The following is a 19,846-nucleotide window of genomic DNA, read 5'->3' as shown; positions in this document are numbered from 1 at the left end:
TGAGCCTAATTATTGATAATATTCAAAATCAGTTAAAGGGGCATCAAAATCATCGGCTATCCAAACTTTTCCCGCAGCACTTCTCGGTTGAAGCGGTGGTTTCTTGGCTAACTTTACAGGACTTAATTTAACTACAGGTTCATTATTTTCTGTGATGATAATTTCTTCACCTTTAAGTACAGCTTCCAATAACTCATTAAGTTGATTTTTTGCTTGTTTTAATTCAACTGTAGTCATTAGTTTACCTCACTGATCAACAACACAAACATTAGTTTAATCTCAATCAAGAAAAGCGATGGATTAAGTTATATCTAGGGTTTGCTGAATAAATGTGAAATGTAGGCAAGGTAAGAGTTTTGTGGCTTTACGAGCGAAACAGGTGCAAATTTTGAGAGAATCGTCGTTCAAAACCTTGCGTCTTCATCGGCCCGCGTCCTGTAGGGGCGAAGCATTCGGGCAATAACCTATCGGTGAAACCGTAGATTTTCTATCCGAATGCTTCGCCCCTACTTTTTGCCGCAAACCCTATCTATATCCTTACTTTTAATCATGATACCAATACTCACCCCCTGTCAGGAATGTCAGACACATTCTCATACTTTCTAGCGGAATTATCGCCATTAGCCTGTAGTAGTAGTAGGTTGGGTTGAGGAACGAAACCCAACACACGATAATTGTTATGATTTCTTGGAGCAGGTTGAAAAATCGATCTTCTATGTCCAGCAACAGCACAACATCAGTGAAGAAATCTGCACTCGGCAAGGGGCAGTATGAAAATGGGATCACTTATTTAGATTTCAGATGCTATATGGTAAAATTTGCATAATTCAGTAAGATTAGTATTATCCTATATTATTTCAACTCAACTTCCTATGAGTAACAAATCTACGATTAAATTGCTGATCGCTTTTAACGATCCTAACCTGGAGCCTGAAGAACGCGACGAACAGGCCCAAGTATTACTGACAGAACTACAACAGGCAGATGAAGTTGAATCGGTTAAACGTATTCTTGATCCCAATCCCCCTGAAGGTAATAAGTCGTTGGGCGGTTTTTTGGGAGGAATGTTAATGACCGAAGTTAACCCCGCTAATGGGAAAAAGTTGTTAGGGTTTCTGGGCGATCGCCTGGGAGGTAAACCGATAGAATTGTCGGTAGAGGCCAATGGTCGCAAGTTGACGGTTAAGGCTCACAGTCGAGAAGAATTGGAAATGGCTATTAAAGCGGCTCAAGACTTTATCTCAGGTTAAAGAAGGTATTATGGCAAAATTTGCTTTGTTAATTGGTGTGAGCGAGTATTCCGCAGGATTGCGCCCAATTTCTAGTGCCATTCTAGACGTTGAAGCAATGCGCCGAGTATTAGAGCATCCAGACATGGGAGCCTTTGATCAGGTTACAGTTTTGCCTAACCCAGACAAAGGGAGCATGGAAAAAGCAGTTGACGATTTATTTACTAATCGCCAGAGAGACGACTTAGTTCTTTTATATTTTTCTGGACATGGTCTTAAAGATCAAACGGCTGAATTTTGCCTAAGTGCAAGAGACACTGAGCGTGATCAGAATGGAGAGCTTCGTATCTCAACAATTTTAGCCGCAAGTAAACTTAATAAGTATATGAACAATAGTCGTTCCCAAAGGCAGATGATTATTCTCGACTGCTGTTTTAGCGGAGCATTAGTTCAGGGAATGCCAATCAAAGGGGAATTTAACATTCAAGAGGAATTAGGAGGTAGAGGAAGGGCGATCTTGACCTCTTCTAGTCCAATTGAATATTCTTTTGAGTCGGAAGATAACGGTTTGTCAATCTATACAAAATATCTAGTTGAAGGAATTGAAACTGGTGCAGCAGATCAGGATGGTGATCAATTAATTTCTGTTAATGAATTGCATGAGTATGCCAGCGAACAAGTAAAGAAAGCTGCCCCGGCAATGACTCCCAAATTTTATCTTTCTCTTGAAGGAGAGGATACTATTTATTTAGCCAGATCTCCTCTTGCTGCTAATGATCCTAAATTTAAGTATCGTAAAATAGTTGAGGATATTATTAAAAAGTGGAATGATGAGGATATTAAAGATTATTGTTTTAAGGAGGAAGACTTTTCTGCTGCAGATAGGGCAGTTTTGGATGCAACAATAGATCAATTAAATCTCTCACCAGATGAAGCCAGAACGATTGAAACAGAAGTTCTTAACCCACTGCTACTGCGACGAGACAATATTAAGAAATATAGGAATGCGTTTCGGAAAATAATAGCTGCTGCTAATCATACTCCATTGAAAAACAAAGATATAGAGAGTTTAAAGAAACTGCAAATTATCTATGGACTCAGGGATGAGGATATTCAGGTGATTGAAGAAGAAGTGCAAAATGAGGTTTATCCCATTACTCCGACGATTCCACCAATCACTTCGCCTTCTGCAAAAATCGCCCAAATTTTGCATTCTATAAAAACTTTAAAGCCCCAAAATTTCAAATTAAATCTGCCAGTTAGCATAGGAATAGCATCAATAGCAGTTGTAAGTTTATTTGCCATTTATCGCCCTGATAATTGTCCAAAACAAACGGGAGACTTTATTAGTGAAGGAGAAGAAGTTCTTAATTACTCTCAATCGTTTAACAAGAAGAAAGGTACAGAATATTTTGCACAGTGTGATTATCAAAAAGCCCTGTTAAGATTTAAGGACGCATGGCAACAGGATAGGCTAGATCCAGAAACATTAATTTACTTAAATAATGCTTTACTAGAAGCCAATAAAATGCAATATTACACGATTGCTGTTGCTGTTACTATTCCCAAAAATCAAAGTGACTTTAATGATGATGATGGTGATAGTCGAGCAAAAGAAATGTTACGAGGAGTAGCGCAATTACAAACAAAAATTAATCTGGGACTTTTAAATGACAATGATCCATTCCTCAAGTATTTTCCAGATCAAAATTTTATCAATAAAAAAGCGATTAATGGTAAGGGATTAAAAGTTGTCATTACTAATGATGAAAATGACGAATTATTAGCCCAAAAGACAGCATCATCTCTTTCCCAGCGTCCTGAAATTTTAGGGGTTGTTGGTCACTATCCCAGTGAAATGACTGTGGCAACGGTGGATATTTATAAGGACAATGATTTAGTTTTGATTTCTCCCGGATCAACGACTAGCGATCTTACTAAATACCCCAGAAAAAATTTTCTGCGAACTGTTTTTTCCGTCGAGCAACAATCTCCTGCCATTGCAAAATTTTTACAAGAAAAGTCTATTAAAAAAGTGGTGGGCTTTTATAGTGAAGGAAGTCCATTTAGTGAATCTTTTTTTAATAGTTTTAAAACTATTTTTACACGCCCTCCATTCTCTGGAACTGTAGTAAAATTAGATGAATTTGATCTCGGAAATAATTTTAAGGCAGAAGAAGCCATCCAAGAGTTACGAAAAAGACAAGGAAAAATAACAGAAGAAATAGGGCTTGTACTATTCCCAAAAGCAATTGGCGATGCTCAAGGCGATGCAATTAGACTTATAAAACTTAATAATAGTCAAAATTGGGTTATCGGATCATGGGGGCTTCGTAGTTCTCGTACCTTAGAACAAATTAACAACCTACAACCTTTTCAAAAGTTTGTTATAGCGGTTCCTTGGGATTCTTTAACCAGTCCTAACCAGGATTTTCTTAAGGATGCCAAAATTTTATGGACTACAACTTCTGTTAATGCAATAACGGCCCTATCCTATGATGCAACTCTTGCTCTAACAAAAGCTCTAGAAAAGGCAAATACTCCCACACGAATTAATATCCTTGAACACTTAAAGTCTCTTGATTTTCTTGTCACTAAAGGTGCAACTGGGACAATTCAATTCGATGAAAATGGCGATCGCAAGAAACTTAATGTAAATGGCGATCCCCAAAATCCCTCCGTAGAATTTGTTCACATTGTGGAGTGTCGGACACTAAGTTCAGATTTTGCTTTTGTCCCAATCAAGGATCTTACTGCTAAAGATGCTAAAGATGCTGGTTTATCCTGTTTAAACTCACCCAAAAAACCTAGTCCCTAGCTAATCAGGGTTGACTGAAAAAGTCTGAAATGCCGCTAGGAAAAAGGTTTCGACTCAATAAAGCGATCGCCGACATCGTACCTACGTTCATCTTATATTTAATTCCACCCACCCACTTACAATAATCTATACTAAGCCAATAAAGCCCGTTTTATTGGCTTTCCTGCCTCCTATTAACAGTAGGCTAAAACTAATAATTAATATCATCGTCGCAATTACTCGTGGACTGGAGACAACAACTAATTATTTTTACCCGTTATCCGGAATTGGGGAAAGTAAAAACCCGTATGATTCCAGCTTTGGCAGCCGAGGGAGCCGAAGAATTACACCGCAAACTGGCCGAATATACTCTCAGTAAATTAGCGGGTTTGAGGAATTTTCTCTCTCTGATCATCTACTACCATGGCGGCAGCGAGGAAAAAATGCGTACTTGGTTAGGTGAGCATTATTCTTATCATTCTCAACGGGGAAAAGACTTAGGAGAAAAGATGCAAAATGCCTTTGCCGATGGTTTTGCTCAAGGGATGACAGCGATCGCTATGATTGGCACAGATTGCCCAGAAATCGGGGAAAAAGAGATTTTAGCAGCCTTTGAGGCCCTAAAAACCCACGATATGGTTTTAGGGCCGGCGTTAGATGGAGGATACTACCTAATTGCTTTAAAACAGGTCTTTCCAGAGCTTTTTGATGACATTCCCTGGGGAACGGGGGAAGTCTTGGCAAAAACTCAGACAATCGCCGCTAAACTGGCTTTAAAGACCGCTTATCTGCCTAAATTAGCCGATATAGATCGTCCGGAAGACCTGCCCATCTTAAAAAAATACCTGCCAGAATTAAGGTTGAACGATGACGGGGGTTCCCATGCGGACTAGATCAAACAACACTTTCACATCCCGATTCCGCATCCGCACACAACCATGGGAAGCGGCGCTACCGAGGGAATTTTCTGCGGGGGTGCCATGAAAACCGATGGAATTTTTGCCGTCACTCCAAAAACCGATCCATCTTTCCCCTAGGGGACTATTGGGACCGGGAGCGCTGACTTTTCCCGTCCAGGGACTTTTCCAGACGGGATTGCGAACTAATTCCCGCACCTCAAATTTACCGGTGGGGGTTTCCCAGCCTTTTTTGCCGACGGCGACGGTAAATTGTGCTAAAACTTTACTATCTTGATAAACGTAAACTTTTCTCTCTTTCAGTTTCAGGACCAGATGGGTAGCGAGAGTTTGATTGGCCGCCGTATTCGGGGTGACAGTGCTGATTTGGTTAGCTTGGGCCGGATATAGGGGTAAACAAGTTAATCCTAATCCGATGATTAAGAGGGTCAAATTTCGTTTGAACGCCATTATTCCCACACTCCTCAATTGCGATAGCGATAATTTTTAAGGATAGCAAATAGGGAACTGTTTGGAAGCCCAAGCCGCCTACACTGTGCCAGTTTTAGCTTCGTACTGCCGACAACCTTCACAGGGACCTGGGGGATTAACCGCACAACGCAAGTGGGGGGAATAGGCATTAAAACGACAACTAAGATCACCGATAAAGGCCGGTTTATTTTCTGTCTCTAGAGGGATTGACAAAAAATCACTGGCCATCACCGTGCTGTATTCGTGACGATAGCGAATCCCTCTCAAACGGTTACTTAATCTCTGTTGGGATCGGTTAATCAACCAGAGACTAACGAGAGAGGGAAAGATGGCAAGGATAAAAACAAAGGTTATCCTGATCACGATTTCAGTTTAGGCGATCGCCAGTGCTGCTAACTTATTATTGAGGCCGGCGCTAGAAATTAGGCCATAACCAGGGAAGACTTAAGGGGTTCTTCCTTTTTGCTTTCATAAACTGCCGCAGGACCGGGGAATCCTCTGGTTAGTTCCCGCACTTTAATCTCACCTGCTTGCAGGGATTTGGTCAAAATTTCCATGGCAACCACGGGTTTACCCGCACCACAGAAGAATAAATCGGCGGCGAAATAGCCGTGTTCAGGCCAGGTGTGGATCGCGATATGAGATTCAGCTAAAGTCGCCGTCGCGGTAACTCCGTGGGGACTGAACTGGTGGACACACAAATCGATCAGCGTTGCTTCTCCTGCCGTAATTCCATCGAGGATAGCGCGACGAATGCGCTCGGGATCGTTGAGGAGGTCAGCAGGTACTTGCCAAGCATCGACAATCAAATGGGTTCCCAGTTTGGTCATTTTTTTTTCAATACTCCCTATCGAAAAACCTTCACAGAATTACCAGCATAACACAATTTTTCTAACTTGTGCCAAAAAGATCGGTTTTTTTTCGGGTACTTTCTCTAAAAAACTGGGACGGAGCTGGGGAGTGGGGAGTGGGGGGTGGGGTGTTGGGTGTTGGGAAAAGCGCAAGGGACTAATTTTATCTGGGAGGGGGGACGGGATTAGTGGGGACGGTGGGACTGGGAGAAGCGGCGGGAATGGGGGGATTTTCGGGTTTACGGACTTGGGGGACGGGTAACAGATAGAAAAGTAGGGCGCAAGCGACAAGACTGCCTAATCCCGCCAAAAAAGGTACTGTTCGACTGGCCACCGATTCATTAACCTTATGGTAGCGACGGGAAACCGGCTGTAATTTCAGGGTTAGGTCAGGTAAAGTGCGAGTATCGGCAAAAAATTGGTCAATCGCTTCTATTAAGTCGAATAACTGCACGGTACTGATTTCTATGTTGACCGGACTTTCCGGGATATTCAAGTCCGTTGATGGATACCAGACCAGACGATGGAGATTATGGTCAATCTTTTCTAGGTACACATGATCTGGTTCATGGACGGGGTCTTGGGGATGACGAACACCACTTAAAAATTCTTGGGCATACTGACTGACCGCTTGTACCAAATTTTCCAAGAAAACCCGACCACCTTGCAGGACTTTATTGGCCCCGATTAACCGACATTCTACGTTAGTCAAAATTGAGAGTAAAGGTCGGCTATCCCCGGGGTTAGCCGGGGCGAAATCATCGCCGAAACCATCGAGAATCAGGGTACAATTGGGCAGGCTATACTGTCTTCTCATTTTTACACTATCTCCCCATCAAATAAACTAATCCAAAAGCGCTGCATTCCCGTCGTACCAGTACAAAATAATAACTGATCGAGGAGGGATAAAGCCAGTTCATTTAAAGCATTTTCATCGGCTAGATAAACCGATACTTTGGCCCGGCGGGGGTTCATGCGACTGCGAAAATTGGAGCGAAATCGTTCTAGGTATTCTGATAAAAGAAAATTATTATCCACGGGTAAACCCTTTGATTCCATCTGTTGCCGCGCTAACAGTAATTGTCGGATGGATATAGCCAGGGGTTTGGCCCGATAACTGGCAATGATAACTAAAGCTTTTGCTTGGTCAAGGGTGAGACGGTCGAGGGTGTAGGAAATTCGCCAGGGATTAGTACAGCGTAATCGCCAGAAAATAATCCGGTTTCTGACAATTTTATCAAGTCCTAGTTCTTTACAGAGGGCTAACAGGGCTTCCCCGGCACCGACTTCTAAGGATTCCAACGCTAATAGCATTAAATCGATATGCTGTTGGAGATGTAGGGCGCATTGCTGACTGGCAATCGGAAAATCGGGTAAAACGCTTAAAATAAACGGTTTTTCTGGGGCTGATGTTGTAGATTCGGGCGTTAGGCTAGTAGGGGTCATGATATAGGAGAACTAAAACACAAGGGCGATCGAGTCAGGGTATTGTAAATTGTATTGTATAGATAGCTGTCCCCCATTTTACGAGACACGGAAACCGAATGGATCTGAAATCACTGATTCGCGATATTCCCGACTTTCCCAAACCGGGTATTGTCTTCCGCGATATTACTACCCTACTCAATCATCCCCAAGGATTACGTTACACGATCGATACCCTAACGGCAAAGTGTCGCGATTACGGTTTATCCCCCGATTACATTGTCGGTATGGAATCCAGGGGTTTTCTCTTTGGTGTTCCTTTAGCATACCAATTAGAAGCGGGATTTATTCCTGTCCGGAAACCAGGCAAATTACCCGCCGCCGTTCATAGTATCGAGTATGATTTGGAATACGGAAGCGATAGCCTGGAAATTCATCAGGACGCGGTGGCATCCCATCACAAAGTCTTAATTGTCGATGATTTAATCGCGACGGGAGGGACGGCGAAAGCGACGGCCGATTTATTAGAAAAAATTGGTTGTGAGGTGTTAGGATTTGCTTTTATCATCGAGTTAATCGACCTCGGTGGTCGGGAAAAATTACCCGATTTACCGACTATTACCCTCATCGATTATTAGGTTTTTTTCTATGACGGCGACTGATGATAATTATAAGGCTGCAAACGCTCGATCGAGTGCTAATGGGTTACAATCTCTCCTAACTAGCGAAACTTTTTTATATATTGTCAAGCGTGTTCTCCAGGGTTTATTAACTCTGTTGTTGGCCTCGGCTTTGAGTTTCGCTATTATCCAATTAACCCCCGGCGGTTTTCTGGCTTTGCTTGACCTTAATCCCAAGATTAGTCAGGAAACTAAAGAACAATATATTGCCCTTTTTGGTTTAAAAGACCCGGCGATTGTCCAGTATTTTAAATGGTTGTGGCAAGTGGTAACTCAGTTTAATTTTGGTCTGAGTTTTACCTATTTTCGTCCCGTGTCTTCCCTACTATTAGAGAGAATTCCAGCGACGTTATTAATGTCTTTGACTTCCATCATTTTAACCTGGGCGATTGCGATTCCCTTGGGCATTCTCAGCGCCGTCAAACAAAACCAATTTATCGATAAATTTTTTCGAGTTATCAGTTATCTTGGTCAAGGTTTCCCCAGTTTTATCACTGCCCTTTTACTGCTAATTCTCGCCCAAAATGTCTCGCCGCTTTTACCGGTAGGTGATATGACCAGTATTAACTATTCGGAATATTCCCCTATCGGTAAAGTTTTAGATATCGCTTGGCACATGATTTTACCAACTATTGCCCTAACAGTTACCAGTTTTGCCGGATTACAAAGATTGATGCGGGGACAATTATTAGATGTTCTGCGACAGGATTATATTCAAACCGCAAGGGCGAAAGGTTTACCGGAAAATAAAGTTATCTATGTTCACGCTTTACGCAATGCTATTAATCCCCTGATAACTCTTTTGGGATTTGAATTTTCTAGTTTGTTAAGTGGGGCATTTATCGCCGAATTTTTCTTTAACTGGCCCGGATTAGGTCGTTTAATTCTGCAAGCTGTGACGGCTAAAGATTTGTATTTAGTTATGGGCAGTTTAATGATGGGGGCTACTATGTTGATTATCGGTAATCTTCTGGCTGATTTACTTCTCAAAGCTGTAGATCCTAGAATTAAATTGGAGGATTTAAAGTAGGGTGATAGGGAAATTTCAGCTAAATTTCCCACTACCCAACCCCTCTTTTCCTTGTCACTTTTTACTTAATAAACTATGTTAGCAACTACGCATTATTTACTCAGGTCAAAACAAGACGGACAATACCTAGTGGCGCGTCTGAGAAAAGGTGAAAGCGAAAGTCCGGCCAGTTATCTGCTTCTGTTTAAAGAATCCTACGATGCTTTAAGTTATATCAATACCCATGCTCAGGATTTAGCCAATAATTTTTCTGTGGAAACTCTCTCAGGAACACAATTAAAGGGACTGATGCAGCGATGGGGATTTGCAGGAATTGGTTTAGTTAGTGAACCTTTGGAACCGCAAGTGCAGTTTTTAGCCTACGAAAAAGGATTTAATCTCTAAACTATGAAAACGCTGTTAATCACTGGAGTTAGTGGGTTTTTAGGTTGGCATATTTACCAAAAAACTCGCTCATCTTGGGCAAGTTTTGGTACATATTTTAATCACAATGTCAATAGTAATGACCCGAATTTAATTAAAATTAACTTAACAGACTTAGCCGCAGTTAGAGAACTTTTTCAACAGATTAAACCCGACGCGGTAATTCATGGGGCTGCCCAATCAAAACCGAATCTCTGTCAAGAATTTCCCCAAGCATCCGAGGCAATTAATCTGACAGCTTCTCTAGAAATTGCCCGTTTATGTAGTCAATATCAAATACCCCTAGTTTTTACCTCTACCGATTTAGTTTTTGATGGTAAAAATGCCCCCTATTCCGAAAATGATCCCGTTTCTCCAGTCAGTGTCTATGGTGAGCAAAAAGTAGCGGCAGAAAAGGGTATTTTAGCAATATATCCTCGGGCGGCTATTTGTCGAATGCCTTTGATGTTTGGTTCCCCTTCTCCCAGTGCTAATAGTTTCCTGCAACCATTTTTAAAAACCCTCCAAGAAGGAAAAGAATTATCTCTATTTACTGATGAATATCGTACAGCTGTTGGGGTTAATAGTGCGGTGAATGGTTTACTTTTAGCCCTAGAAAAAGTGCAAGGAATTATTCATCTGGGTGGTAAAGAAAGAGTTTCTCGTTATCAATTTGGTTTACTAATGGCGGCAGTTTTTAATATTCCCAGAGAACAAATAAAACCCTGTTTACAGTCAGATGTTCCCATGAGTGCGCCCCGTCCGCAGGATGTTTCTCTTGATAGTTCTCTTGCTTTTTCTTTAGGTTATCAACCATTAAGTATTAAAAGGGAATTAGAGGCCATTAGATATGAAATTATCTGAACAAAAGCGGACTATATTAATTATCTTGCTCCTGTTTTTTACCGCTATTCTCATGGCCAATTATTTTGAGGTAGGGATGACAGGAGTGTTGGCTTTTTTCGTTGCCTATCTTTCTAAAGGATTGCGAAAAGTTAAGTAAAAAAATCAATTGTTTCAATCAACAATCTCGAATTCTATTGACTGCTCTTGGGCAAAATTATAGGTAAAATGATCGATAATATTAGTATCGCTCAATTCAAGATTATAAAAATCGATTGCCGGTTGATCAAAAAGTGGGCCAGCGTGCCAAGTTCCCACCTCTAATTTAATAAAACAGTCCCCGGGGATGCGAAAAACCTTTAATTTTTCTAAATCTGGTTGAGGATGAGGACTAGGGGGGGCCACTCCTAAAAACCACTCTTGTCCCCCCAAAGAACCAAGACATTGGGTACATTGACTATGACGAGTAATTCGCTTAAATTTACGTCCGCGAGTCTGTAAACGCATAATATAAAAACGTGGGACACCGTTTTTTAAATGCAGTTGTGCATCGCTTTCATCAAACGGTTTTCCATCATGGCTAGGGGTTATTAATTGACCGTAGGGACGGAAACTCTCGGCTGTAATTAGTTGCGCTGACAGGGGACGAACGGTAATCGAATTACTCATAAAAATTACTGCTGACTAACAGTTATAGCTGTACCATCTCGGAGAGAAAGAATATTATTAATAGCAATTCTTTCCCCGGCATTTACTCCAGAAATAACCTGATAAGCTTGCCCTTGAATCGTGCCGACTTGAATTGGTTTTTGTCTTACCACTAAACGCTCCTTGGCATTTTCTTGACCTTCTTTAGCCTTTTCTTTTTCGGCCACAAAAACAAAATTTTGCGCTCCGATGCTAGTCACTGCCGTGGTGGGAACTAATACCCCCGGTTTTTGATCCCAAATTAACCGCGTCCGCACATATTGGTTATTGCGAAGACTGCCATCATTAGTAAAGGCAAATTTCACTAAAACCGATTGGGTAGCTTGGGAAACGGTGGGGGAAATAAAAGTTACTTGACCGCGAACCCCGGCGCTGCCATCGGGATTAATAATTTCTACAGGCAACCCGACGCGCAGACGCGGTTGTAATTCCACGGGAATCTGCACATTTAGTTCCAAAGTTTTATTGTTAGTCAACGAGGTTAATTCTTCACCCAGGGAGATAATATCGCCGACTTTTCTTTGATTAAAATCGCCGACAAAACCATCAATCGGGGCGGTAATGGTGTTAAAAACTAAATTCTGACGCGTCGCCCCTAATTGCCCCTCAGTGCTGGCTACCGCTGCTTGACGACTGTTCACTGTTGCCGCTGCCGCCGCCACCTGTTGCCGTGAGGCTAATTCGTTTTGAATGGCGATATTTAATGCTTCTTTGTTTGCCTGTAGGGTAGCTCTAGCCGCCGTCACCTGTTGACGGGCCGCATCACGATTTTTAGACCGGGCCTCTACTTCCGCCCTGGCGGCCTGAATGTCGCGGCGGCGATCATCTAAGTCCTGTTGGGGCTGTGCGCCTTGTTTAACCAGAAATTCGGCTCTTGTTAGGTTTTTTTCCGCTAAATCTAAATTAGCTCTCGCTCTCTGTAAATCAGCTTCGGCGGCGCTCAAGGTGGCGATCTGACTTTTAACATTAGCTTCCGCATTAGCCACATTTGCCCGATTCTGGGCAATTTGGGCTTTATTTGCCCTCGCTTGCGCTTGTCTTTGCCTTAAATCCGCCTCAGACGCATTCAGGTTCGCTTTGGCCGAATTTACCTGGCCGATGCCAGCGTTTACCTGTTGCTGTTGTTGTTCGGGATCCAATTCGGCGATTTTTTGTCCCTGAGTTACCTGATCGCCAGATTTAACGAAAATAGACCGAATCCGACCGGTAATCTGAGGGGAGACGCTAACACGCTCTTGGGCGATCAAAGTACCCACAAATTCGCTACTTTGCACTAATTTGTCGGTGCCGAGGGTTTGCAGTTTGACGGGAACAGCCGCCGGTCCAGTGGCTTGCGGGGTTTGGGGGGCGCAACCGGTGATAATTAGGGAAACGGCGATCGACGAACCGATCGCTCTCGATACGTTAACGGATCGTTTAATCATTGTTAAATTTACGGGTTTTTAGCGGAAAAAGTGCTAGTAAATCGGAAAAAGAAGGGGAAGATGAGGAGAGAAGCTTTTCCTTAAATTTTACTCTACAGAATTGATCGCGTGATCACTGTTTGCTTTGCCCTAAGCTAACAATATTACAGGTGACTAATCTTTGGGCGAGGGTGGTGTATTCTAGACGACCACCGGCGATCTGATATTCGTCCCGGGGCGCCGGTAGATGACCAACGGGAGCATTGAGGGTATAGTTAAGATTTTCTTTAAAAATAATCCAATCACCATCTTTACGCCAACCGATTCGATCGCCAAAAGTTTGAAAATTTTCGATCGCCACTAAGCGCCCCGGTCGATTACCTGTCTCGATAAAAATGCGAAATTGGGTACTGAAACTAAAACGACCCCCGGAAGCTTCTTTCCAGAGTTGATCCATTTTTTGCAGATCCCAACAGGCCAATTTTTGCAGGTCTTCCATGGTAAACCAGCCCTGTAATTCCCGTCCGGTCGCTTTCAGTATTAAATTACGGGTTTCATCGTTAGCTTGTCGCCAATTTTGTTGAGCGAGGAAATTTTTCAGGCGAGTGTAATTAATGCCCGTGGTCGGTGATACCATTTCCCCAGAGGTGGCAGTCTGGGCAACGATCGCCGGCAAGGGATTGAGAAATAAAGCGATCGCGAGAGTGACCTGACACAAGGAAAAATTAATTCTCATAAACCCTATTTATTAACTTGATGCAAAGAAATCCTACAATAGCATAGACGAAATTTGCCGTTTTTACCGCCTCCTCAACTCCTATGGCTTTCACTTGGATCCGACATCACATTTTGGGATTGCAAGACTGGCAACCAGAAGAATACCAAACCCTGCTACAAACGGCCTCTAGTTTTCGTGAAGTTCTTTCCCGACGTACCAAGAAAGTGCCGGCCCTACAGGGACAAGTGGTGACGAATCTTTTTTTTGAACCTTCCACCCGCACCCGTAGTAGTTTTGAACTAGCGGCGAAACGTCTTTCGGCCGATGTTCTCAATTTTGCCCCGGGTAGTTCCAGTTTGACTAAGGGGGAAACGATTCTCGATACCGCTTTAACCTATGTGGCCATGGGTACGGATATTTTTGTTATCCGACATCAACAGTCGGGGGTTCCCGATTTAATTGCCGCAGAAATGGATCGTTTGCAGTCGGGGGTCAGTATTCTTAATGCTGGGGACGGTCAACACGAACACCCCTCCCAGGGACTTTTAGACCTGTTTACGATCTGTTGTCTGTTAGATGAGGAAAATCCCCGTTTAGAACTGTTAGAGGGCAAAAAAATCGCTATTGTCGGGGATATACTCCATTCTCGTGTGGCTCGTTCCAATATCTGGAGTTTAACTACGGCAGGGGCGGAAGTACATTTGTCCGCACCCCCCACCCTACTGCCGAAATATTTTGGGGAATTGTGCGATCGCCTATTTCTCCACTGGGATTTAGAACCAGCTTTAGAAAAGGCCGATTTTGTGATGACCCTGCGACTGCAAAAAGAACGCATGACCGCCAATCTTTTGCCCAGTTTACGCGAATATCATCAAAGTTTTGGCATTACTCGTCCTCGTTTGCAATCCTGTCAACCGGGGGTGAAGGTACTTCATCCCGGTCCTGTGAATCGGGGAGTGGAAATTAGTTCCGATTTAATGGATGATCCCGATTTTAGTCTGATTTCCCAACAAGTTACCAGTGGTGTCGCTGTCAGAATGGCTTTATTATACCTAATCGGTAATCTTCGCAGCGACCAGTAAAAGCTTCTCAGGGTTTTGATCTTTTAGTCTGGTTTCATTGAAACAATCCTAAAGTTTTTGTCAAGGTAAATATCATACTTTCTTCCTCCCTCACACACAGCATCTTCTGCTTCAAATTGGTTAGTCTCAACATCAAATTTCATCTCTTTAGGATTCCTACAGCCCTGTTTTAGCAAAGCATCGGTCAACTGCGATTTTTCTTCCGGGGTCAAAGCTCGATAATCACTACTATTAGCTTGACCCGCATAGATTGACATTCCTATAATGCTAAGAGATAGTAAGCTTATGATCGATTTGGTCTTCATTTTTTCAACTTCCTGAATACAATAAAAACATCATTCAAAGGGTTTTAGACCCAAATTTTCGCTAATTAGTTCGGCACGATTACCGGTCTTTATCTTAGGAGAAGTATATCTGGATTACAATAAGTATAAATACTCAAGCCACCCAGAGGGCTTTTCTAGGAACTTTAACCGATACCGAATTCCGTTCTTTTTTAACTATCCCTTTTTTGCCTCTTCCAGGTCATGATAATGCTGATAAGCGCCGATTTCGGGGTTAAAGGGGGCGATTTCCTCAGTTACGGTTAATCCCAAACCTTCTAACATTGCTTGTAGGACAGAATCGGGGGCCAGACGGAGATAATCGGGGTTAATTTCTAGGGCTACATGACGATTACCGAGGTGATAGGCAGCTTTGAGGAGTAAATCGGTTGAAGGGGCGGTAATAGTGATAACTGGTTCGGGTTTAGCGATAATTTGAATAATTTCGCCGTTTTCCCCCCGCAGGAAATCGCGGTCCTGTAGAATTGTGCCGCGGGGTAAACGAAAACAGAGGGAAAAACCTTCGGGACTGTCGAGACGATAACGGCTGCGGGTGCGTTCTTCGGCCGTAAGTAGAAGGCTAAAAACTACCGTTTCTGGGGGAGGTGGACTAGCGGTATGACGGGGGGGTAAACGCTCGGTAAAAGTTAACATGGTAGTGGTCAATGGGAAAAAACACTCTTAATTGTAGCCCTGACTCCAGCTTGACCCGAAAAACTGAGGAACTTTTTCTATTTATTCTCCCGTTGCAGACGAATCATCTCATTTTGCACCCGTCGTCTCAAGTTATCATCCCTACGAATCCGATTAGTAATGGCGTTAAATTCAGTCGCATTCAGGCCACTATCTTGGACAATCTTTTTTGAGTTATTACAATAATCGACGGCAATTCTTTGGGCATCAGCTGGAAGATTATTAAAGCTTTCCCGTTGGTTACAGGTAATTGCTGGGGGACTTTTGCCTAAAATTTGCGAAATTGCCTGATAAGCTTGTTTTCTTTGGGTTTCGATCAACAAAACTGCGGTCGCATAACGTTTAATTTGGTCAGCCGTAAAATCTTGAGTATAAGCGGAAGACCGGAAACTAACCACCGCCGTCGTCCAAGAAAATTCGGGAATCACACCGCCAAGAATGGCGATTACTGCCAAAAAAGTCACGATAAAAGAACGTCTTAAGCTTTGACCTAGATCGGCTAGGGGATAGCAGTAAATCACCATGCGAGTTTGTCGCTGAATAGATAATGATAGCAAACTTTCCAGTTAAATCCTGCTTTTTTGAATATTTTTAACGATCATAAGTTCCAATTTTAGCCAATATCTCCTGGGACCGAACCTTAATTTTTGGGCAGAAATTGCTTTGGTAAACTTTTTTAACGTTTTTGGGGGCAAAATTAGTCAAAAATCTTGGAGAGAACCGATGAACGATTTTTGGGAAGTTAGGATACCTATCGCTTTTAGAGAATATTTATCGGCAATTTAGCAAGCTAATCTCTTTTTATTAGCTTATATCGCTGTTAATCTCTCGCTTATTCCCTTTTGTCTCTCCCCTTGGTGGGGAATCGGGGGGAAATCTAGATAAATTAAAGGTTTCAGCGATTCCGATCGAGACAATTCCCGCTTAGAATAATGCAGTGGAATATATAGCCAATGAGGATTTGAGGCATTATTTAGTGATCTCGATCCTGGCGAGTCCTCAACAGGGGAACCATAATAAACTACTGACAACCACCCTAAACTCAGAAAAACCGCAAAAAAAGGAGTTAGCGCATGAATAAAGGTGAATTAATCGATCAAATCGCTCTCAAAGCCTCTGTGACCAAAAAACAAGCAGATGCTGTTCTCACTGCCGCCATCGAAACCATTATCGAAGCGGTTTCTGAGGGGGACAAAGTAACCCTAGTAGGATTCGGTTCCTTCGAGGCCCGGGAACGTCAGGCCAGGGAGGGACGCAACCCGAAAACCGGCGATAAGATGGAGATTCCGGCCACTCGCGTCCCGGCTTTCTCGGCGGGTAAACTGTTTAAAGACAGAGTGGCCCCGGATAAGGAATAATTACTGTTGAGTTTTGATCGCTGTAAGTCTTTTGCCTAGACCTAAACATGGTGGTAATCTTGACTGGGCGGCCGCCATTGCCGGCTGTCCGGTTTCCTCTATTCTCGATTTTTCTGCCAGTATCAACCCCCTCGGTCCGCCGGAAAGCGCCCTAACCGCTATTAAAAGCCATTTAACCAGTCTGACTCGTTATCCTGACCCGAGCTATTGGCAGTTGCGTTCTGCCCTCGGTCAATGGCACAATATCGGGCCAGATTGGATTCTGCCTGGCAATGGTGCGGCTGAGTTATTAACCTGGGCCGGCCGGGAATTGGCCTCATTTGATAGTGTTTATGTACTAACACCCGCTTTTAGCGATTACGAACGGGCTTTAAAAAGTTTTGGTGGGAAAATCTGCCAACATTCCCTAGATTTAACCACTTTAAAGCCGGTTAATCCCGAAAAACAAGGCTTATTACTCAATAATCCCCACAATCCCACGGGGAAACTCTGGACGGTGGCGGCCATTCGTCCCTATCTATCGCAATTTGGTTTGGTGGTAGTGGATGAAGCTTTTATGGACTTTTTACCCCCCCAACAACAGGAGAGTTTAATATCTCTGTTGCCGGAATATCCCAACCTCTTGATTTTGCGTTCCCTAACTAAATTTTACAGTCTCCCCGGTTTACGTCTAGGATATGTCCTCGCTCATCCCGACCGCCTGTTACAATGGCAAAGATGGCGCGATCCTTGGTCGGTGAATAATTTGGCTGTGGTTGCCGCTATTGCGGCAATTGAAGATAGGGATTTTCAACAACAAACTTGGGATTGGTTAACGGCGGCCCGCGAGGATTTATGGCAGGGATTAGCTAATTTTCCGCAATTACAGCCCCAAACCAGTGCCGCTAACTTCCTCTTAGTACAATCTCAATCTTCCTGTTTACCCCTACAGGAAGCTTTATTAAAATATCATCGAATTTTCATCCGCGATTGTCTCAGTTTCCCCGAATTGGGTAGCAATTATTTTCGGGTCGCTGTCCGTTTACCGGCAGAAAATCAACGATTATTATCGGCTTTAGAGAGTATTTTAGCCGCGTCTGATAATTAGGGTTTGCTGAAAAAGTTTGTTGGTGAGGTTAGGAGTCAGGAGTCAGGAGTCAGGAGACAGGAGACAGGAGACAGGAGACAGGAGACAGGAGACAGGAGACAGGAGACAGGAGACAGGAGACAAGGGGCAGCTTTATTCTCCCCACACCCCACACCCGTTCGGCTGAGCTCACGGCCGAAGCCCACACCCCACACCCTGCCCCCAGGAAAAGCTTTTTGCCGCAAACCCTATTTAACCACAAAAAGGCTCCCGCCAACCAGACGGGAGCCTCTACCATCGAACTAAGCGAAATTAGTCGAGGTCAGGCATTGCCAATGCGGGTTCAGTCTCGCGGTCAATTCCTTTCTCGAAACCGGCGGCGGCGGCGCGAGCGCGTCCAGCGTGCCAGAGGTGTCCAATCAGGAAGAAGAAAGCGAGGGTGAAGTGAGAGGTAGCCAACCAAGCGCGAGGAGACACATAGTTAAACGAGTTAACGTCAGTGATAACCCCACCCACAGAGTTCAAGGAACCTAAAGGAGCGTGGGTCATGTATTCAGCCGCGCGGCGTACTTGCCAGGGTTGTACGTCATTTCTGATTTTGTCGAGGTCTAAACCGTTAGGACCGCGGAGAGGTTCTAACCAGGGACCGCGGAAATCCCAGAAACGCATGGTTTCACCACCGAAGATAATTTCGCCAGTGGGAGAGCGCATCAGGTATTTACCTAGACCGGTGGGGCCTTGGGCAGAAGCGACATTAGCACCTAAGCGTTGGTCACGCACCAAGAAGGTGAAAGCTTGAGATTGGGAAGCTTCCATACCAGTCGGACCGTAGAATTCACTGGGATAGGCGGTGTTGTTAAACCAAACGTAAACGGCGGCGATAAAGCCCATCATGGAAAGAGCGCCCAAGCTGTAGGACAGATAGGCTTCTCCAGACCAGATGAAAGCGCGACGCGCCCAAGCAAAAGGTTTGGTGAGAATGTGCCAGATACCGCCACCGATACAGATTAAGCCAATCCAGATGTGACCGCCGATGATATCTTCCATGTTGTTGACGCTGATAATCCAGCCTTCGCCACCGAAAGGAGCTTTGGTCAGATAACCAAAGATAACTGCGGGGTTGAGGGTAGGATTAGTGATGACGCGGACGTCACCGCCACCGGGGGCCCAGGTATCATAGACACCGCCAAAGAACATGGCTTTAAATACCAACAACAGCGCACCACAACCCAAGAGAATCAGGTGATAACCGATGATGTTGGTCATTTGGTTTTTGTCTTTCCAGTCGTAACCGAAGAAATTAGAGTATTCCTCTAGGGTTTCCGGTCCGCGGATGGCGTGGTAGATACCACCAAAACCGAGTACAGCCGAAGAAATTAAGTGCAGAACACCAGCGACGAAGTAGGGGAAGGTATCGACTACTTCACCACCAGGACCGACCCCAAAACCGAGGGTAGCTAAGTGGGGAAGCAGGATTAAACCCTGTTCGTACATCGGTTTTTCGGGGATAAAGTGGGCGGTTTCAAACAGGGTCATTGCCCCGGCCCAGAAAACGATTAAACCAGCGTGGGCGACGTGAGCGCCGAGCAGTTTACCGGAGAGGTTGATAAGACGAGCGTTACCAGACCACCAAGCGAAGCCGGTGGAACTTTGGTCACGACCACTAGCAGTAGGGATATTAGAGAGCGTTACCACGCGGGAGAACCTCCTCAGGGAAGATAAAGTTTTCGTGGGGTTGGTCTTGGGGAGCCATCCAAGCTCTCAGACCTTCGTTAAGCAGAATATTTTTAGTGTAGAAGGTTTCAAATTCCGGGTCTTCCGCCGCTCTCAATTCCTGAGAAACGAAGTCA

Annotated in this window: 25 protein-coding genes; 11 read left to right on the top strand and 14 right to left on the bottom strand. The window is 43.9% G+C overall.

The genetic code is table 11. The features are described from left to right. Nucleotides 1-9: 9 nt before the first annotated feature. Nucleotides 10-237, bottom strand: coding sequence for a type II toxin-antitoxin system Phd/YefM family antitoxin (locus IM462_RS16685; RefSeq protein ID WP_287701930.1), 228 nt, complete (start codon nucleotides 235-237; stop codon nucleotides 10-12). Nucleotides 238-872: 635 nt separating this feature from the next. Between IM462_RS16685 and IM462_RS16680 the strand changes: the two genes are divergently transcribed. From IM462_RS16680 to IM462_RS16670, 3 genes are all read left to right on the top strand, one after another. Beyond that, nucleotides 873-1,250 (top strand): hypothetical protein, encoded by a 378-nt coding sequence (locus tag IM462_RS16680; protein ID WP_002754965.1) that lies wholly within the window; start codon nucleotides 873-875, stop codon nucleotides 1,248-1,250. A 10-nt stretch (nucleotides 1,251-1,260) separates the two neighbouring features. Continuing rightward, on the top strand, nucleotides 1,261-4,047 hold the full coding sequence (locus IM462_RS16675; protein WP_287701927.1) for a caspase, EACC1-associated type: 2,787 nt from the start codon (nucleotides 1,261-1,263) through the stop codon (nucleotides 4,045-4,047). A gap of 221 nt (nucleotides 4,048-4,268) precedes the next feature. Next, the gene (locus tag IM462_RS16670) at nucleotides 4,269-4,919 is read left to right on the top strand and encodes a TIGR04282 family arsenosugar biosynthesis glycosyltransferase (RefSeq protein ID WP_287701925.1); all 651 of its coding nucleotides are present in this window, start codon (nucleotides 4,269-4,271) and stop codon (nucleotides 4,917-4,919) included. Here IM462_RS16670 and IM462_RS16665 read toward each other — a convergent pair. From IM462_RS16665 to IM462_RS16645, 5 genes are all read right to left on the bottom strand, one after another. Beyond that, nucleotides 4,881-5,393, bottom strand: coding sequence for a L,D-transpeptidase (locus tag IM462_RS16665; protein ID WP_002781245.1), 513 nt, complete (start codon nucleotides 5,391-5,393; stop codon nucleotides 4,881-4,883). The two genes, IM462_RS16670 and IM462_RS16665, sit on opposite strands and share 39 nt — an antisense overlap. Nucleotides 5,394-5,471: 78 nt before the next feature. Then, entirely contained in the window at nucleotides 5,472-5,777 is a 306-nt protein-coding gene (locus IM462_RS16660) for a DUF6464 family protein (RefSeq protein ID WP_287701923.1), read from the bottom strand. A gap of 59 nt (nucleotides 5,778-5,836) precedes the next feature. Continuing rightward, on the bottom strand, nucleotides 5,837-6,244 hold the full coding sequence (gene speD / locus IM462_RS16655; RefSeq protein ID WP_002781248.1) for an adenosylmethionine decarboxylase: 408 nt from the start codon (nucleotides 6,242-6,244) through the stop codon (nucleotides 5,837-5,839). 184 nt (nucleotides 6,245-6,428) lie between these two features. Next, nucleotides 6,429-7,082, bottom strand: a complete 654-nt coding sequence (locus IM462_RS16650) for a DUF4335 domain-containing protein (RefSeq protein WP_104398317.1) — start codon at nucleotides 7,080-7,082, stop codon at nucleotides 6,429-6,431. A gap of 2 nt (nucleotides 7,083-7,084) precedes the next feature. Then, nucleotides 7,085-7,711, bottom strand: a complete 627-nt coding sequence (locus tag IM462_RS16645) for a DUF3038 domain-containing protein (protein ID WP_287701920.1) — start codon at nucleotides 7,709-7,711, stop codon at nucleotides 7,085-7,087. Nucleotides 7,712-7,809: 98 nt separating this feature from the next. On the opposite strand from IM462_RS16645, the gene IM462_RS16640 reads away from it, so the two are divergent. From IM462_RS16640 to IM462_RS16620, 5 genes are all read left to right on the top strand, one after another. Beyond that, nucleotides 7,810-8,328, top strand: coding sequence for an adenine phosphoribosyltransferase (locus IM462_RS16640; RefSeq protein ID WP_287701918.1), 519 nt, complete (start codon nucleotides 7,810-7,812; stop codon nucleotides 8,326-8,328). Nucleotides 8,329-8,338: 10 nt separating this feature from the next. Further along, nucleotides 8,339-9,400, top strand: a complete 1,062-nt coding sequence (locus IM462_RS16635) for an ABC transporter permease (RefSeq protein WP_002801333.1) — start codon at nucleotides 8,339-8,341, stop codon at nucleotides 9,398-9,400. Nucleotides 9,401-9,475: 75 nt separating this feature from the next. Further along, complete coding sequence (locus tag IM462_RS16630; protein WP_287658651.1) at nucleotides 9,476-9,784, top strand: hypothetical protein; 309 nt, start codon at nucleotides 9,476-9,478, stop codon at nucleotides 9,782-9,784. A gap of 3 nt (nucleotides 9,785-9,787) precedes the next feature. After that, a complete protein-coding gene (locus IM462_RS16625) occupies nucleotides 9,788-10,666 on the top strand; it encodes an SDR family oxidoreductase (RefSeq protein WP_287701915.1) in 879 nt (292 codons plus the stop codon). Then, nucleotides 10,653-10,805, top strand: coding sequence for a hypothetical protein (locus IM462_RS16620; protein WP_002759543.1), 153 nt, complete (start codon nucleotides 10,653-10,655; stop codon nucleotides 10,803-10,805). The genes IM462_RS16625 and IM462_RS16620 overlap by 14 nt, the downstream gene beginning before the upstream one ends. 14 nt (nucleotides 10,806-10,819) lie before the next feature. On the opposite strand, the gene IM462_RS16615 is transcribed toward IM462_RS16620, so the two are convergent. From IM462_RS16615 to IM462_RS16605, 3 genes are all read right to left on the bottom strand, one after another. Further along, nucleotides 10,820-11,314, bottom strand: coding sequence for an ureidoglycolate lyase (locus IM462_RS16615; RefSeq protein WP_287701913.1), 495 nt, complete (start codon nucleotides 11,312-11,314; stop codon nucleotides 10,820-10,822). Nucleotides 11,315-11,319: 5 nt separating this feature from the next. Beyond that, nucleotides 11,320-12,777 carry an efflux RND transporter periplasmic adaptor subunit gene (locus IM462_RS16610; protein WP_287701911.1) on the bottom strand — a complete coding sequence of 486 codons (1,458 nt, stop codon included), beginning with the start codon at nucleotides 12,775-12,777 and terminating at the stop codon, nucleotides 11,320-11,322. A 112-nt stretch (nucleotides 12,778-12,889) separates the two neighbouring features. Next, complete coding sequence (locus IM462_RS16605; RefSeq protein WP_149106954.1) at nucleotides 12,890-13,492, bottom strand: GUN4 domain-containing protein; 603 nt, start codon at nucleotides 13,490-13,492, stop codon at nucleotides 12,890-12,892. An 83-nt stretch (nucleotides 13,493-13,575) separates the two neighbouring features. Here IM462_RS16605 and IM462_RS16600 point away from each other — a divergent pair, with 83 nt between their 5' ends. Further along, the gene (locus tag IM462_RS16600; protein WP_149976693.1) at nucleotides 13,576-14,556 is read left to right on the top strand and encodes an aspartate carbamoyltransferase catalytic subunit; all 981 of its coding nucleotides are present in this window, start codon (nucleotides 13,576-13,578) and stop codon (nucleotides 14,554-14,556) included. Between the two features lie 23 nt (nucleotides 14,557-14,579). Here the strand turns inward: IM462_RS16600 and IM462_RS16595 are convergent, their stop codons facing one another. The 3 genes from IM462_RS16595 to IM462_RS16585 all read right to left on the bottom strand — a co-directional run bounded on the left by IM462_RS16595 (nucleotide 14,580) and on the right by IM462_RS16585 (nucleotide 16,096). Continuing rightward, entirely contained in the window at nucleotides 14,580-14,861 is a 282-nt protein-coding gene (locus IM462_RS16595) for a hypothetical protein (RefSeq protein ID WP_002790909.1), read from the bottom strand. A 195-nt stretch (nucleotides 14,862-15,056) separates the two neighbouring features. Then, nucleotides 15,057-15,533: an urease accessory protein UreE gene (gene ureE / locus IM462_RS16590; protein WP_079207696.1), complete on the bottom strand. Its 477-nt coding sequence runs from the start codon at nucleotides 15,531-15,533 to the stop codon at nucleotides 15,057-15,059. Nucleotides 15,534-15,610: 77 nt separating this feature from the next. Continuing rightward, a complete protein-coding gene (locus tag IM462_RS16585; protein WP_287701908.1) occupies nucleotides 15,611-16,096 on the bottom strand; it encodes a DUF4168 domain-containing protein in 486 nt (161 codons plus the stop codon). A 549-nt stretch (nucleotides 16,097-16,645) separates the two neighbouring features. Between IM462_RS16585 and hbs the strand changes: the two genes are divergently transcribed. Beyond that, a complete protein-coding gene (gene hbs / locus IM462_RS16580) occupies nucleotides 16,646-16,930 on the top strand; it encodes a non-specific DNA-binding protein Hbs (RefSeq protein ID WP_002759570.1) in 285 nt (94 codons plus the stop codon). Between the two features lie 31 nt (nucleotides 16,931-16,961). Beyond that, nucleotides 16,962-18,017: a threonine-phosphate decarboxylase CobD gene (cobD, locus tag IM462_RS16575; protein ID WP_287701905.1), complete on the top strand. Its 1,056-nt coding sequence runs from the start codon at nucleotides 16,962-16,964 to the stop codon at nucleotides 18,015-18,017. Nucleotides 18,018-18,308: 291 nt separating this feature from the next. On the opposite strand, the gene psbC is transcribed toward cobD, so the two are convergent. Then, nucleotides 18,309-19,691: a photosystem II reaction center protein CP43 gene (gene psbC / locus IM462_RS16570; RefSeq protein ID WP_193958450.1), complete on the bottom strand. Its 1,383-nt coding sequence runs from the start codon at nucleotides 19,689-19,691 to the stop codon at nucleotides 18,309-18,311. Continuing rightward, the coding region (locus IM462_RS16565; protein ID WP_271931852.1) for a photosystem II protein D2 at nucleotides 19,675-19,846 on the bottom strand (172 nt) is incomplete at its 5' end. The genes IM462_RS16565 and psbC, both read right to left, overlap by 17 nt.

This window comes from Microcystis sp. M144S2, from assembly GCF_020246065.1.
Taxonomy (GTDB): Bacteria; Cyanobacteriota; Cyanobacteriia; order Cyanobacteriales; family Microcystaceae; genus Microcystis; species Microcystis ichthyoblabe_A.
The sequence above is the reverse complement of the archived record's forward strand: the minus strand, read 5'-3'. Positions and strand labels throughout refer to the sequence as shown.